We start from the raw sequence: 14,126 nt of genomic DNA on the forward strand, positions 1-14,126 counted from the left end.
GGATGCTGAGCGTCCTGCTGCCCTTCCTCGGTGCCTGCACCCTGATCGCCGCGGCCCCCGGGCCGAGCACGGTGCTGATCATCAGGCACTCCCTGCGCAGCCGCCGGGCCGGCTTCGCGACCGTCCTCGGCAACGAGACCGGTGTGTTCGTCTGGGGGCTGTGCGCCGCCTTCGGTCTCACCGCGCTCCTCGCGGCCTCACAGCTCGCCTACGACGTCGTGCGGATCGTCGGCGCCGCCGTCCTGATCTGGTTCGGCGTCCAGGCGTTGCGTGCCGCCCGCCGCGGCCCGGACCCCGAGCGGGCCGCGGCGGGTGAGGACGCGACGGTGACCCCGTGGGCGGCCTACCGCGCCGGGCTCGGCATGAACCTGGCCAATCCCAAGGCGGCGGTCTTCGCGATGTCGTTCCTGCCGCAGTTCGTGCCCTCCGGCGCGCCCCAGCTCCCCACGATGGTCGGGCTCGCGGCGCTGTGGGCGGTCTACGAGGTCGGCTACTACGGGGCGTACGTCTGGTTCGTCGACCGCCTCAGGGCGGTGTTCAGCCGCGCCGCGGTGCGGCGCCGCCTGGAGGCGGTGTCCGGCGGCGTGCTCGTCGCGCTGGGCGTCCGGATGGCCCTGGAGGGCTGAGCGCCCGCGCCTTGCCCCTCACCCGCGGCGTGCGCTGAGCGACGCCGCGAGCCAGCAGGCGCCCGCGGCGGCGAGCGCCGCGAGCAGGAGGGGAACCAGCGGGAACGGGACCGCGCCGGTGCGGGAACCGGTGACGAGCCCGGTGACCGCCGCGTTGGCGGGCGATCCGGCGGCGACGAGGACCAGGACCGCGGTGAGGGCCGTGACGGGCACCGCCCATCCGGGGCGGAGCAGCACCGGGGGGTTGGTGAGGGCGCCGACGGCGGTGCCGAGCAGCGCGGTCACCAGGGCGGCCAGGAGACCGGCCACGGCCGCCGGGGCCACCGGGATGGCCTTCAGGTGGTCCGTGGTGCGGGGGTCGGCGATGCCGAGCACCACGGCGGTGCCCGCGGTGCCCAGCACCACCGAGCACAGCAGCGCCGCCAGGACGCCCGCCGTGTGGGCCCGCCCCGGCCCGGTGGCGGCCGCCACGCAGGCGCGGGCGGCCGGCGGCTCGGCCGTCACGCTGACCCGCACCAGCCAGGCCGCGGCCGGGAGCAGCGCGGCGGCGCTCCAGCCGAGCGAGTCCAGCAGCGGCTGCGGGCCCCCGGCCAGCCCGATCCCCATGACGGCCAGGTGGAGCAGGAGCGGCGGCAGCCAGCGGAAGGACCGCAGGAGCAGGGCGGTCCGGTAGTGCAGCAGTGCGGTCATGAGGACTCCGTGGGCGGCTCCGCGGGGCGGACCGCGCGGATGTGCCAGGGCGGGGCCGCGGCGAGCAGCCGCCGCAGGACGGCGTCGGACCCGGCGACAGGGACGGTCACCCGGAGCGTGCCGGGCGCGGCGGGCTCGTACGCGAGCCCGGCCGGCGGCTCCCCGCCGCCGGTGGCCTCGATGACGACGCGCGGCCCGGCGGCGGCGTCCAGGGGCACCGGCACGAGCCGGGCGTCCTCGACGCGGTGGACCTCCGTGGTCTCGCCGGCCAGCCGGCGCGGGTCGTGGTCGACGAAGACGACGGTGCCGCCGGCGGCGCTCCGGGCGCGCACGGCGTCGTCCAGGACGGTGCGCGCGTCCCGGTCGAGCCCCGTCCACGCCTCGTCGAGGACGAGGAGTTCCGGCTCTGCCACCAGCGCCTGGGCCACCGCGACCTTCTGGCAGGTGCCCTTGGACAGCTCGGCGAGCGGGGTCCGGGCGTACCCGGCGATGCCGAAGCACTCCAGCCACTCCGCGGCCCGCCGGGCGGCGGCGGCGCCGCCGAGCCCGTGCACCCGCCCCAGGTGCACGAGGTAGCCGTGCGCGTCGAAGGGCAGTGCCGGCGGGAACCGCTCGGGCACGTACGCGGTGCGCGGGCGCCCCCTGACCCGGCCCGTGGTGGGGCGGTCGATGCCGGCGAGGATCCGCAGGACCGTGGACTTGCCGCTGCCGTTCGCCCCCTCGACGCGCAGCACCCGTCCCCCGGGCACGTCAAGGTCGACGCCGCGCAGCACCCAGGGTCCGCGCGCCCCGTACCGGCGGCCGACCGCCTCCAGCCGCACGTCAGTTGGACGGCTGGTGGGGTGTGGACTCGCTGGGCCGGACGATCACGAAGCCCTCCCCCTGCAGCATCAGCTGCACGGCCTCGCCCGAGCCGCCGCGCAGCATCGAGCCGAAGCTCTGCGAGCGGTGCAGGGAGGTCTGCAGCTGGGCGCTCCAGCCGACGACCGCGTCGGTGTCGACGTACACCGGGGCCTGCGGGGTGACCGGGATGACGATCGGGGTGCCCTCGCACATCACGCCGAGGCGGCCGTGCCCGGTGAAGACGCTGTTGAACAGGCCGCCGCCGGCCATGCCCGCGCCCTTCACGACCTTTATCTCGTAGGAGAGCGTCGAGTCGAAGACCAGCACGTTGCGGCCGTTGATGGTGAGGCTGTCGCCGGGGTCGAGGTCGATGACGAAGCAGTTGGCGGCCTCGTGCGCGAACCAGGCCTCGCCCTGGCCGCGCACCGACATCAGCGGCAGGCCCTCACCGGTGAAGGCGCGCTTGAGGAACTTGCCGACGCCCTGCCCCTTCACCTCGAACTGCAGGTTGCCGCGGAAGGCGATCATCGAGCCCTGGCGCGCCAGGCACTCGCCGTTCACCGCGTACTTGATCGACTTGGCGTTCTGGAGGGTCATGCCGGGCTCGGTGGCCGGCTGCGCCGTGTTCTCGGTCGCGAAGAGGTCGCTGTGCACCCCGGCATCCTGGCCCGGAGGGATCGGCTCCGACAAGCTCTTGCGGGGCGGGTGGCAGACTGTCGAGGTGACAACCGATCCTCGCGACGCCGCTCCCCAGTTCGTCCTCCCCCTGGTCGTCCGCATCGAGCGGACCGCCCCGCCGGCGCGGACCGACGCGCTGGAGACGGCCGCCCGTGCCGTGCTCCTGTTGCGCTCCGACGAGCGCGCCACCGCCGGGGACGGGGAGTGGGCCGGGGCGGTACGGGGCTGGGAGGACGCCCGCATCCGCAAGGTCGTACGGCGGGCGCGCGGCGCCGAGTGGCTGCGGGCCGAGGCGTTGCCCGGCATCACGGTCACCGGCAAGTCCGCCGAGGTCCGCGTCTTCCCGCCGGTGCCGCTGGACGGCTGGCCCAAGGACCTGGCGCGGCTGCAGGTGTCCGGGACGGAACTGGAGGACCCGGAGCCGCCCGCCGGGCCGGAGACCGGGACGCCCGTGCTCTGGCTCAACCCCGGGGTGCAGATGTCGGCCGGCAAGGCCATGGCGCAGGCCGGGCACGGCGCCCAGCTCGCCTGGCTCGCACTGCCCCCCGCCGAGCGCGCGCAGTGGCGCGACGCCGGATTCCCGCTGGCCGTGCGCACGGCGCCCCAGGCCGGCTGGGAGGCGCTCACCGCCTCCGGGCTGCCCGTGGTGCGGGATGCCGGGTTCACCGAGATCGCCCCGGGGTCGTGCACCGTCGTGGCGGACCACCCGGCGCTGCGCCGCTGAGGCGCCAAGCTCAAATCAAGCTCTGAAACCCGCCCCCGCGGGGTTCACCCGCCCCGCACGGGGCCAGAACCCCGGCAGGAGGAAGGGGGGCGCATGGAGCACTCGTATCTGGGCACGGGCATCGGCTGGCGGCCGGAGATCGCGGCGGCGGTCGAGGCGCTGGCGGAGGCCGGCCGTGTCGACTGGGTCGAGGCGGTCGCCGAGAACGTCTGCCCGGGCCATCTCCCCGACTCCCTGCTGCGGCTGCGCGAGCGCGGTGTCACGGTCGTCCCGCACGGTGTCTCGCTCGGCCTCGGGGGCGCCGAGCGGCCCGGCGCGGACCGGCTGGCCGCGCTCGCGCAGCGCGCGGAGGCGCTGGGCGCCCCGCTGGTCACCGAGCACATCGCCTTCGTACGCGGCGGCGGGGAGCTGACGGGCTCGGCGCACCTGGAGGCGGGGCACCTGCTGCCCGTGCCGCGGACCCGGGACGCGCTGGACGTCCTGTGCGAGAACGTGCGCATCGCGCAGGACGCGCTGCCGGTGCCGCTCGCGCTGGAGAACATCGCGGCGCTGGTGGCCTGGCCGGACGAGGAGATGAGCGAGGGTGCCTTCCTCGCCGAGCTCGTCGAACGGACCGGGGTACGCCTGCTGATCGACGTCGCCAACCTGCACACCAACCACGTCAACCGCGGCGAGGACCCCCTCGCCGCGCTCGACGCGCTGCCGGTGGACGCGATCGCCTACGTCCACGTGGCGGGCGGCGTCGAGAAGGACGGCGTGTGGCACGACAGCCACGCGCACCCCGTCCCCGAGGCCGTCCTGGACGTGCTGGCGGCGCTGTACGAGCGGGCCTGCCCGCCCGGTGTGCTGCTGGAGCGCGACGACGACTTCCCCGCGGGCGGCGATCTGGCCCGCGAACTGGCCGCGATACGCCGCGTGGTGGACGCGGGAACGGGCCGGCGGGCGGATGTGCCGCCGGCCGCGCCCGCCGGGGTCGCCGCGGCGCCCGGGGCGGCCCGTCAGCGCCTCGCGCTGCGCCAGACCGCGCTGTTGTCGGCGCTCGTGGCCGGGACGCCGGTGCCGGAGGGCTTCGACCGGACCCGGATCGGTGTGCAGAGCCGCGCGCTGGCCGCCAAGCGCGCCGGCATCGTCGCCAAGGTGGCGCCGGAGCTGCCGGAGATCCTGGGGGCCGCGTACCGGCCGGAGTTCCTGCGCTACGCCGCACGGCGGCCGCTCGACGGGGGTTACCGCCACGACGCCATGGCCTTCGCCGCGTACGTCCTGGACGGGGACGACCCGCACGACCCCGCGGTCACCAGGCGGCTGGCCGCGTGGTGGCGCGAACGCTCGGGCCCGGCACCGCTCCCGGCCTGGCGGCAGCGTCTGCGCGGAAGGGTTTTCCCGGCGCCGCGACAGCCCTCACACGTATTCATACGTATGCGGGACACGCTCCGTTCAAAGCTGCCATAATCTTTTTCCAAGGGCCTCCGACCTGCGAAGGGAATGGCGGCGGGGCCCATCGGGCGCGAAAAGGCAACAACGTACCAAGGACCGGGTCCGGATTCCTGGAATTCGCGAATACGTGACTGTTCCTCGCCCTGGACGCTTCAAACGCACTAACGTGCGGTCCCATGCGATCCACCCGTTACGCCACCGGACTCAGCCTCGTGGTCGGGGCTCTCGTGGTCACGCTCGCCGCGCTGGCCTACCCCGTCATGTCCGGGCTGAACAGCCCCGCCGTGACCGCGGCCGGCGCCCAGACCGTGTCCACGCAGTACGGTCCGCTCACCCAGCTGGACCGCACCTTCGTCACCAAGGTCCGACTGGCCGGCCTGTGGGAGTTCCCCGCCGGGCAGATGGCCCTGCAGAAGGGGACGACGCCTGCGGTCAAGCGCGCGGGGCAGCACCTGATCGACGGACACACGAACCTCGACTCGACGTGCCGCACGATCGCGCCCCAATTGGGCATCACCCTGCCCAACCAGCCCACAGCACAGCAAATGGGCTTCCTGGCCACCATGTCCGCGGCGACCGGACCGGATTTCGACCAGAAGTTCGCGAACATCCTGAGGCTCGCCCACGGCCAGGTGTTCTCGGTCGTGGCCCAGGTACGCGCCACCACCCGCAATTCGCTGGTGCGCGAACTGGCCGACCAGGCGAACGCGACGGTGCTCGACCACATCACCGTTCTGGAGAAGACCGGACTGGTCAACTTCGACCAAGTCGCCGTGGACACGACCGCCAGCCCCACCAACCCCGGTGCGGCGGTGCCGGTCTCCCCTGCTCCCGGTGAGCCGACCTTCATCGTCACCCCGTCCCCGACGTACTCACTTCCCCCAGCGGCTTCGTCCCCCCAGCCGTCGCAGTAGAAATGAGCGATCCGATGCCCACACGACAACACATGAACCACCGGCGCAGGTTGAGCACCAAGCAACTCGTGCTGATAGCCGTGCTGGCACTGCTCGGCTCCGGCGGCACCTTCGCCCTGGTCACCGGTTCGGCCTCGGCCCACTGGCGGTCCAACTCCGGTCACTCGGGCGGCTGGCAGAGCCCCAGCCCGGGGAACAGCACCAAGGCGGACAACGGGGGCCAGAACAACGGCGGGCAGAACAACGGCGGCCAGAACGGCTCCGCGGCCCCCTCCGCGTCCGCCTCGGCCTCGGCGTCCGCGCCCGCCGGCGGCGGCACGCAGACCAACGGCCCCTCCCCCGAGGACTTCGCCGACATCCGCTCCATTCAGCCCAACGTCCAGCGGGCGGCGAACCAGCGGGGCGCCTCGCGCGGCACGTTCACGGCGCGCTGCGGCCGCAACGAGAACAAGCACCACAACCCCGACAACTTCATCGTGGCCCCCGGCGTCGCCAACGGCGCGCACCACGTCCACGACTACGTCGGCAACCTGAGCACCGACGGCTTCTCGACCAACGAATCCCTGGCCGCGGCCGGCACCACCTGCGCCCGCGGGGACAAGTCGGCGTACTTCTGGCCGGTGCTGCGCACCCGCTCCGCCAACGACGCGCCGGACGCCGACGGCAACACCGGCACCATCCTGCAGGCCACCTCGGTGCAGCTGCTCTTCGGGGGCAACCCGAGGGCCAAGGTGGTGGCGATGCCGTCCACGCTGCGGATCATCATGGGTGACGCCAAGTCCTTCACCAACGGCGTGGCCAACGCCAAGGCGTCGTGGAGCTGCACCGGCTTCGAGAACCGCCAGCTCACCGACAAGTACCCGCTGTGCCCGCAGGGCAGCCGGGTGGTCCGCACGCTGAACTTCCCCAGCTGCTGGGACGGGACCAACGCCGACAGCGCCAACCACCGCACGCACATCGTCTTCCCCGACGGTGCCGGGCAGTGCCAGGCCGGCTTCAAGGCCGTGCCCCAGCTGAAGATGCGGCTCACCTACAAGGTCCCGCAGGGCCCGAACTACGCGCTCGACAGCTTCCCCGAGCAGCTGCACAAGCCGGTCACGGACCACGCGGACTTCGCCAACTTCATGCCGACGCGCCTGATGAACCAGGTCGTCAGCTGCATCAACGGCAACCGCAACTGCGGCTGACGCGGTAGCCCGCGCCGCCCCCGATTCGGGAAACCGCGGGCGGACCCCCACGGGGGTCGGCTACAACTCCTCCATGTGGATGCTTTTCCTCCTCGTGGCCTGGGCCGCGGCGATCGCCTCCTGCACACGCTTGTGCAGGGCGGCGGTCGCCGCGGCCGATCTGCCTGACGGGGGCGCCGCACCGGCCGCCGACCACGCGCTCGGGCTCTACGAGATGGCCTTCCTGTCCGGCGGACCACGCCGGGTCACCGAACTGGCGATGGTCACGATGGGGCGCGAACGGCGTCTGCTGCTCGCCAGGGCCGGCTGGGCGACCGTCGTCGACCCGGACGGCCGGGACGCCATCGAGCGCTCCCTGATCGCCGCCACCGGCCCCGAGGGTCAGGCCCCCGTTCCCGCGATACGCGCGGCGCACGCGACCTCCGACGGGGTCCGCGCCTTGGCGCAGGGCCTCGCCGACGCGGGGCTCGCGGTGCCTCCCGCGGCCCGGGAGTCGATCTCCACCGGCATCCGCGAGGTCCGCGCGGCCTCCGCCCTCATCCTGGTCACGCTGGCCGCCGCGACGACCCTCAGCCCCGCCGGCCGGTCCCTGCTGCCCTGGTTCGCGCTCCCGCTGCTGGTCACCCTGGGCTGCCTGGCCATCGCGCGCTTCGAGATCCACCCCTACACCCGCTGGGCCGCCCCCGCGGGCCGCGAGCTGCTGCGCGCCGTTGACGTCCCCGACGGCCCGGCCCCCGACGACCGCCGGCAGCTCCTCACCGCCGTCGCCGTCCGGGGCCCCTCCGCCCTCCCCGACCCTGCCCTCCGCGCCGCCCTGAGCTGACGCACCGCGCGGGGCCGGGCCTCAGGCCGAACCCGCCACCAGATCCGCCACCGACTTACGACGACCGGTGGCCCCTCCCCCACGGCCGCCCGGCAAAGCCCCCGCGCGGGGCCGGGCCTCAGGCCAGGCCCGCCACCAGATCCGCCACCGACTTACGACGACCGGTGTAGAACGGCACCTCCTCGCGGACGTGCATACGCGCCTCCGAAGCCCGCAGATGACGCATCAGGTCCACGATGCGGTGCAGCTCGTCCGCCTCGAAGGCCAGGATCCACTCGTAGTCGCCCAGCGAGAACGACGCCACCGTGTTCGCCCGCACGTCCGGGTAGCCCCGCGCCATCTTGCCGTGGTCGGCCAGCATGCGGCGGCGGTCCTCGTCGGGGAGGAGGTACCAGTCGTAGGAGCGGACGAAGGGGTAGACGGAGACGTAGTCGCGGGCCGTCTCGTCGGCGAGGAAGGCGGGGACGTGGCTCTTGTTGAACTCCGCCGGGCGGTGCAGGGCCATGTTCGACCAGACGGGCTCCAGCAGGCGCCCCAGCATGGTGCGGCGGAAGCGGTTGTACGCGTCCTGGAGGGCGTCGGCGGTCTCGGAGTGCCACCAGATCATGACGTCCGCGTCGGCGCGCAGCCCCGACAGGTCGTACGTGCCGCGGACCGTGACGTCCTTCTCGGCGAGCTGCTCGAAGAGCTCCTCCACCTCCTCCGCGTAGCGGGTGCGGTCGTCGGGCAGGACGTCGCGCAGCCGGAACACCGACCAGAGGGTGTAGCGGATGACCTCGTTGAGGTCCTTGGCCTTCTTGCCGGCGTTGGGGGCCTTGGCGGGGGCGGCGGATGCAGTGGAGTCGGTCATGGGGCTATTGTCCCGCGTCCGGTTCCGCAGCCTGCCGCAGGGTGCCCAGGACCTGCGTGGCCGCGCCGCGCGCGCTCGCGACGCAGGCCGGGATGCCGACGCCCTCGTAGAGGGCGCCGCACACCTCGAGGCCGGGCAGCTTCGCGACGTGCTCGCGCAGCCGCGCGACCCGGGCCAGGTGGCCGACCGGGTACTGCGGCAGGCCGCCGTCCCAGCGGGTGACGCGGGCCGCGACGGGGGCCGCGGTGAGCCCGACGGCCTCGCCGAGGTCCTCGCGGGAGAGGCGGACGAGGTCGGTGTCGTCCCACGCGAGGTCGGCCTCCTGGCCGTGCCGGCCGATCGAGGTGCGCAGGACGTAGACGTCCGCGTCGGCGGCGCCGCTCCAGTGCCACTTCTGGCTGGAGAACGTGGACGCCTTGATGGTCCGCCCGTCCACCGGCGGGACGAGGAAGCCGCTGCCGGGCAGCGCGTGGGCGATCTCGCGGCGCCGGAAGGCCATGGTGACCAGGGCGACACTGGCGTACTCCACCGTCGAGAGCTCCGCGGCGGCGCCCGGTGACTCGGCGGCCAGCAGCTTGGCGGCGGCCGGGGCCGGCACGGCGAGCACGACCGCGTCCGCGGAAAGCGTCTCGCGGGTGCCGTCGTGGTCGAAGGCGACCTCCCAGCCGTCGGGGGTGCGGCGCAGCGTACGCACCGGGGCGTCGGTCTCGATGCGGGCACCGGCGGCCCGGCAGGCCGCGGCGACGGCGACCGGGAGCCGTCCGACGCCTCCGCGGATGCCGGCGAAGACCGGGCCGTCCTGCCGCGCGGCGGCGGCCTTGCGCTGGCTCTCGCGGACGGCCTCGATCAGGGAGCGGCCGCCGCGCGCGCCCTCGTACAGCTGCGGGATGGCGGCGCGCAGCGAGATCTCGTACGCGTTGCCCGCGTACACCCCGCCGAGCAGCGGTTCGACGAGCCGGTCGACGACCTCGTGGCCCAGCCGGGCGGCGACGTAGGCGCCCACCGCCACGTCCTCGCCCACCTTGGTGCGGGGCAGGACGTGGTCGAGCGGCAGCCGCGCGAGGCCGGCCGCCGAGAGCACCCCGGACGCGGCGAGCGCGCCGAGGTCGCCGGGGACGCCCATGACGCCGCCCTTGGGCATGGGGCGCAGCCGGCCGCGCGTCCACAGGCCCGCGTTCGTCGTGGCGGGCGCCTCCAGGTCGTCGCCGAGGCCGACGGCGCGGGCCAGGTCGACCGCCTCGGGGCGGCGCGCCAGGATCGACTCGGCGCCCAGGTCGACCGGGACGCCCGCGATCTCGTCCGCGTACAGCTTGCCGCCCAGGCGCCCGGAGGACTCCAGCACGGTCACCCGTGCCACCCCGTCCTCCAGCAGGAAATGCGCCGCGGCGAGTCCGGAGACCCCGCCGCCCACGACCACCACATGCCCGGCCCGGGGCTGCGTATTGCTCATGGCTCCACTGTCTCAGACGCCGGAACGAGCCCTAACCGTGACCTCTTCGGGATCACGCACCCGAAACCCGCCCCGCGCCCCTCGCGTCGAATCGGCAACAGACGCAACGACCCCGGGGGGACGCCCTGTGAGCACGTCAACCACCACCGCCCGCAGACCACTTGCCGCCGTCCTCGGCGCCCTGGCACTGGCCGCCGCCCTCACGCTCACCGGCTGCGGCGCCGACGACAGCACCGACAGCAGTTACAGCGAGGCGGGCAGCAAGGCAGGGGCCGCCGCCCCCGACGTGGCCGAGCAGCCCGGCGCGCGGGCGGCGGACGGCGACGCGAAGAACGCCACCGGCAAGAGCTCCGGCAGCGGACCCGGCACCGGCACCGGGGCGGGAAGGACCCCGACCCTGGCGCAGTCGTACATCGTGCGTACGGCGACGCTGACGGTCGAGGCCAAGAACGTCTCCGGCGCGGTGGCCAAGGCGCGCACGCTCGTGGAGGGCACGGGCGGCTACGTCGGCAACGAGAGCACCAGCCTGGACGACGACGGCCGCGAGTACTCGACCATCACCCTCCGCGTGCCGCCGGAGGGCTACGACCGGGTGCTGCGCGACCTGTCGGAGCTGGGCACGCTCCGCAACCGCAAGGTGAACGCCCAGGACGTCACCGGCCAGGTCGTGGACGTCGAGAGCCGGCTCAAGACGCAGCGGGCGAGCGTGGCGCGGGTACGGGAGCTGATGGACCGGGCGGCGAAGCTCAGCGACATCGTCTCCCTGGAGAGCGAACTCAGCTCCCGCCAGGCCGACCTGGAGTCGCTCGAGGCCCAGCAGGCCTCGCTCAAGGAGCGGACCGGGATGGCGACGATCACGCTGGAGGTGCAGGAGCCGGCCGTCAAGGAGGCGCCGGAGAAGGACGACGACGGCTTCTGGGCCACCGTGGGCAGCGCCTTCGGCAGCGGCTGGCACGCCTTCTACCTGACCCTGCGGGCCCTCCTGGTCGCCCTCGCCGTGCTGGCCCCGTTCGCCGCCCTGGCCCTCCTCGGCTACCTGGGCTTCCGGCTGCTGCGCCGGGTGCTGCCCGCGCGGCGTCCCGTCGCCGCGCCCCCGCAGCCGGTGACCGCGCCCGCGCCGCTCGGTGCGGGCGACGGCGGGGCACAGCCGCGGGAGTAGCGGCGGACCCGGTGTCCCCGCGCCGGGCGGCGCGGGGACACCGCCGTCAGCGGGCCGTCTCGGTGTGGACGAAGTCCACGAGACGGGTCAGGGCGTCGGGGTCCGTGGTGGGCAGGACGCCGTGGCCCAGGTTGAAGATGTGGCCGGGGGCGGCTCCGGCCGAGTACAGGACCTCGCGGGTCTTCTTCTCCACCGCCTCGCGCGGGGCGAAGAGCACCGCGGGGTCCAGGTTGCCCTGGAGCGCCTTGCCGGGGCCGACCCTGCGGGCGGCCTCGTCCAGCGGGACGCGCCAGTCCACGCCGACCACGTCCGCGCCGGCCTCGCCCATGAGCCCGAGCAGCTCGCCGGTGCCGACGCCGAAGTGGATGCGGGGCACGCCGTAGTCCGCGACGGCCCGGAAGACCTTGACGGAGGCGGGCATGACGTAGCGCCGGTAGTCCTCGGGGGCGAGCGCGCCGACCCAGGAGTCGAAGAGCTGCACCGCGCTGGCGCCGGCCTCGATCTGCACCTTCAGGAAGGCCGAGGTGATGTCCGCGAGGCGGTCCAGGAGCTCCGCCCACAGCTCGGGCTCGCCGTACATGAGGGCCTTGGTGCGCTCGTGGTTGCGCGACGGACCGCCCTCGACGAGGTAGCTCGCCAGGGTGAAGGGCGCGCCCGCGAAGCCGATCAGCGGCGTCGTGCCGAGTTCACCCGTGAGCATGCCGATCGCCTCGGTGACGTACTTGACGTCGTCCGGGTCGAGCGGCCGCAGACGCTGCAGGTCCTCCCGGGTGCGGATGGGCTGCTCGACGACCGGGCCGACGCCCGGCTTGATGTCGAGGTCGAGCCCGATGGCCTTGAGCGGCACCACGATGTCGCTGAAGTAGATCGCCGCGTCGACCTTGTGCCGCCGAACGGGCTGCAGCGTGATCTCGGTGACGAGGTCGGGCCGCATGCACGACTCGAGCATGGGGATGCCCTCGCGCAGCTTGAGGTACTCGGGGAGGGAGCGCCCGGCCTGGCGCATGAACCACACGGGGGTGTGCGGCACGGGCCGGCGCCGGCACGCCAGGATGAAGGGGGAAGCAGCGGTCTGCTGGTGCGCACTCACCCCCGAATCTTCGCATGCGCCAAGTGGGCGACCCGCCCGACCGGGTGTCCTCCCTCACTGCGGGCCCCCTTCGGCCTACGCTTCCGGGCATGGCAGCGGCTCATGGGCACCTCTCGGACGGGAACGACGCCCCCCTCCCGTTCCAGCACGCGGTCGACGCACTGCTGCGCGCCCGGGTACGGCACGAGGTGGAGCTCGATCCGGTGCCCCCGCCCAAGCGCCTGGCACCGCACGCGTACGCCCTGGAGGCGGCGGTCGTCGTCGACGACGAGGAAATCGGGGACGGGCGCCTGGTGCTGCTCTACGACCCCGACGGGCAGGAGGGCTGGCACGGCGCCTTCCGGCTGGTCACCCTCGTCCGGGCGGAGCTGGAGCCGGAGATCGCGGCGGACCCGCTGCTGCCCGAGGTGAGCTGGTCGTGGCTGACCGGCGCCCTGGAGGGCCGCGGCGCGGCCTTCACCGCGGCGGGCGGCACGGTCTCACGCAGTTCCTCGCACCACTTCGGCGCCCTGGCCGGGCGGGAGGACTCCACCCGCATCGAGATCCGGGCCTCGTGGACGCCGCTCGCCGTGAACGGCGGCGTACCGGACATGGCCACCCACCTGGCGGCCTGGTGCGACCTGGTGTGCACCTGCGCGGGGCTGCCGCCGGCGCCCACGGACCCCTCCTGCCCTCCGCCGGGCGGCGGCCCCTCGGTGGTGCCGCTGCCGAAGCGGCGCGGTCCGCAGCAGACGCGCTGAGGGCCGCCGCGCCCGCGCTGACCATTCGCTTTACCGCCGTCAACAAGGTCTGACACCCGGTGACCGCGATCTTCACACCTTCGATCGACCCTGGTCGACAGCGCGTCCGAATTGCCGGAATTGTTACTAAACAAGTCGTGATCATTCTCTAAAGCCGGGCGAAGTTGCTGCCGAAGGAACCTGTGACCCTTCCCGCCAATGTCCCAGGAGGCCCGGTGTCGGTTCTTCTCGAGCACCCCACAAGCCTGGTCGCCTACCGCCCCAACAAGCCGACGGCGATGGTGGTGGTCGCCGATCCCCGCGTACGTTCCACCGTCACGCGCCACTTGTGGGCGCTCGGAGTACGCGACGTGATCGAGGCGTCCTCCATCGCCGAGGCCAGGCCCCGGGTGGGCACCCCCCGAGACATCTGCGTCGCCGACGTACACCTCCCCGACGGCTCCGGGCTGACCCTGCTCGCCGAGACCCGGGCGGCGGGCTGGCCCAACGGCCTGGCCCTGTCCGCCGCCGACGACATCGGTGCCGTGCGCAACGCCCTCGCGGGCGGTGTGAAGGGCTACGTCGTCACCGGCACCCGCACCAACCTCGGCATCCCGGGCCGCCCCGGCGCCGTACCCCTCGGCCCGGCCGGCCAGCGGCTGCAGCGCCGCCCACCGGGCGCCCCGGGCCACGGCGGCGGCTACCGCGAACTGTCCGGCCGCGAGGTGGAGGTGCTGCGACTGGTCGCGGAGGGCCAGTCGAACAAGGCGATCGGCGTCTCCATGGGGCTGTCGGCGCTGACCGTGAAGAGCCACCTGGCCCGGATCGCCCGCAAGCTGGGCACCGGTGACCGCGCGGGCATGGTCGCGGTAGCGCTGCGTACCGGCATCATCCACTGATCGAAGTCATATCCCGCGTGCGCCCGCCGACGGAACGTTC

The 14,126-nt window shown here is 73.9% G+C and carries 15 protein-coding genes; 9 read left to right on the plus strand and 6 right to left on the minus strand.

The genetic code is table 11. From position 1 onward, the window contains the following. Positions 1-2: 2 nt before the first annotated feature. Entirely contained in the window at positions 3-626 is a 624-nt protein-coding gene (locus OG937_13355) for a LysE family translocator (GenBank protein ID WUD72604.1), read from the plus strand. An 18-nt stretch (positions 627-644) separates the two neighbouring features. On the opposite strand, the gene OG937_13360 is transcribed toward OG937_13355, so the two are convergent. Genes OG937_13360 through OG937_13370 form a run of 3 tightly spaced genes read right to left on the minus strand, consistent with a single transcriptional unit; the run spans position 645 to position 2,813 of the window. Then, positions 645-1,316, minus strand: a complete 672-nt coding sequence (locus tag OG937_13360) for an ABC transporter (GenBank protein ID WUD72605.1) — start codon at positions 1,314-1,316, stop codon at positions 645-647. After that, complete coding sequence (locus tag OG937_13365; protein ID WUD72606.1) at positions 1,313-2,137, minus strand: ATP-binding cassette domain-containing protein; 825 nt, start codon at positions 2,135-2,137, stop codon at positions 1,313-1,315. Before OG937_13365 ends, OG937_13360 begins: the two co-directional genes overlap by 4 nt. Before the next feature lies 1 nt (position 2,138). Next, positions 2,139-2,813, minus strand: coding sequence for an AIM24 family protein (locus OG937_13370; protein WUD72607.1), 675 nt, complete (start codon positions 2,811-2,813; stop codon positions 2,139-2,141). Here OG937_13370 and OG937_13375 point away from each other — a divergent pair. From OG937_13375 to OG937_13395, 5 genes are all read left to right on the plus strand, one after another. Beyond that, on the plus strand, positions 2,755-3,561 hold the full coding sequence (locus tag OG937_13375) for a peptidyl-tRNA hydrolase (GenBank protein WUD72608.1): 807 nt from the start codon (positions 2,755-2,757) through the stop codon (positions 3,559-3,561). The genes OG937_13370 and OG937_13375 overlap by 59 nt on opposite strands. A 93-nt stretch (positions 3,562-3,654) precedes the next feature. Then, positions 3,655-5,010 carry a DUF692 domain-containing protein gene (locus OG937_13380; protein ID WUD72609.1) on the plus strand — a complete coding sequence of 452 codons (1,356 nt, stop codon included), beginning with the start codon at positions 3,655-3,657 and terminating at the stop codon, positions 5,008-5,010. 161 nt (positions 5,011-5,171) lie between these two features. Continuing rightward, complete coding sequence (locus OG937_13385; protein WUD72610.1) at positions 5,172-5,909, plus strand: DUF4142 domain-containing protein; 738 nt, start codon at positions 5,172-5,174, stop codon at positions 5,907-5,909. A 14-nt stretch (positions 5,910-5,923) separates the two neighbouring features. Beyond that, positions 5,924-7,096: a DUF1996 domain-containing protein gene (locus OG937_13390; GenBank protein ID WUD72611.1), complete on the plus strand. Its 1,173-nt coding sequence runs from the start codon at positions 5,924-5,926 to the stop codon at positions 7,094-7,096. A gap of 73 nt (positions 7,097-7,169) precedes the next feature. Next, a complete protein-coding gene (locus tag OG937_13395; GenBank protein WUD72612.1) occupies positions 7,170-7,919 on the plus strand; it encodes a TIGR04222 domain-containing membrane protein in 750 nt (249 codons plus the stop codon). 118 nt (positions 7,920-8,037) lie between these two features. On the opposite strand, the gene OG937_13400 is transcribed toward OG937_13395, so the two are convergent. After that, on the minus strand, positions 8,038-8,769 hold the full coding sequence (locus tag OG937_13400) for a chlorite dismutase family protein (GenBank protein WUD72613.1): 732 nt from the start codon (positions 8,767-8,769) through the stop codon (positions 8,038-8,040). 4 nt (positions 8,770-8,773) lie between these two features. Continuing rightward, positions 8,774-10,219, minus strand: a complete 1,446-nt coding sequence (hemG, locus tag OG937_13405) for a protoporphyrinogen oxidase (GenBank protein WUD72614.1) — start codon at positions 10,217-10,219, stop codon at positions 8,774-8,776. A 127-nt stretch (positions 10,220-10,346) separates the two neighbouring features. Here hemG and OG937_13410 point away from each other — a divergent pair, with 127 nt between their 5' ends. Further along, on the plus strand, positions 10,347-11,378 hold the full coding sequence (locus tag OG937_13410) for a DUF4349 domain-containing protein (GenBank protein ID WUD72615.1): 1,032 nt from the start codon (positions 10,347-10,349) through the stop codon (positions 11,376-11,378). A 46-nt stretch (positions 11,379-11,424) separates the two neighbouring features. Here OG937_13410 and hemE read toward each other — a convergent pair whose 3' ends face one another. Next, a complete protein-coding gene (gene hemE / locus OG937_13415; GenBank protein WUD72616.1) occupies positions 11,425-12,468 on the minus strand; it encodes a uroporphyrinogen decarboxylase in 1,044 nt (347 codons plus the stop codon). Positions 12,469-12,557: 89 nt separating this feature from the next. Between hemE and OG937_13420 the strand changes: the two genes are divergently transcribed. Both OG937_13420 and OG937_13425 read left to right on the plus strand, forming a co-directional pair. After that, positions 12,558-13,208 carry a DUF3000 domain-containing protein gene (locus OG937_13420; protein WUD72617.1) on the plus strand — a complete coding sequence of 217 codons (651 nt, stop codon included), beginning with the start codon at positions 12,558-12,560 and terminating at the stop codon, positions 13,206-13,208. A gap of 215 nt (positions 13,209-13,423) precedes the next feature. After that, positions 13,424-14,086, plus strand: coding sequence for a response regulator transcription factor (locus OG937_13425; GenBank protein WUD72618.1), 663 nt, complete (start codon positions 13,424-13,426; stop codon positions 14,084-14,086). Positions 14,087-14,126 lie beyond the last annotated feature (40 nt).

This window comes from Streptomyces sp. NBC_00510, assembly GCA_036013505.1.
Classification (GTDB): Bacteria; Actinomycetota; Actinomycetes; order Streptomycetales; family Streptomycetaceae; genus Actinacidiphila.

Excerpts from the sequence above, each read along its gene's own strand:
- OG937_13380 (WUD72609.1), top strand. The coding sequence starts at position 3,655 with ATGGAGCACTCGTATCTGGGCACGGGCATCGGCTGGCGGCCGGAGATC.
- OG937_13375 (WUD72608.1), top strand. The coding sequence starts at position 2,755 with ATGCCGGGCTCGGTGGCCGGCTGCGCCGTGTTCTCGGTCGCGAAGAGG.
- OG937_13400 (WUD72613.1), bottom strand. The coding sequence starts at position 8,769 with ATGACCGACTCCACTGCATCCGCCGCCCCCGCCAAGGCCCCCAACGCC.
- OG937_13355 (WUD72604.1), top strand. The coding sequence starts at position 3 with ATGCTGAGCGTCCTGCTGCCCTTCCTCGGTGCCTGCACCCTGATCGCC.
- OG937_13385 (WUD72610.1), top strand. The coding sequence starts at position 5,172 with ATGCGATCCACCCGTTACGCCACCGGACTCAGCCTCGTGGTCGGGGCT.
- OG937_13395 (WUD72612.1), top strand. The coding sequence starts at position 7,170 with ATGTGGATGCTTTTCCTCCTCGTGGCCTGGGCCGCGGCGATCGCCTCC.
- OG937_13420 (WUD72617.1), top strand. The coding sequence starts at position 12,558 with ATGGCAGCGGCTCATGGGCACCTCTCGGACGGGAACGACGCCCCCCTC.
- OG937_13360 (WUD72605.1), bottom strand. The coding sequence starts at position 1,316 with ATGACCGCACTGCTGCACTACCGGACCGCCCTGCTCCTGCGGTCCTTC.
- OG937_13390 (WUD72611.1), top strand. The coding sequence starts at position 5,924 with ATGCCCACACGACAACACATGAACCACCGGCGCAGGTTGAGCACCAAG.
- hemG (WUD72614.1), bottom strand. The coding sequence starts at position 10,219 with ATGAGCAATACGCAGCCCCGGGCCGGGCATGTGGTGGTCGTGGGCGGC.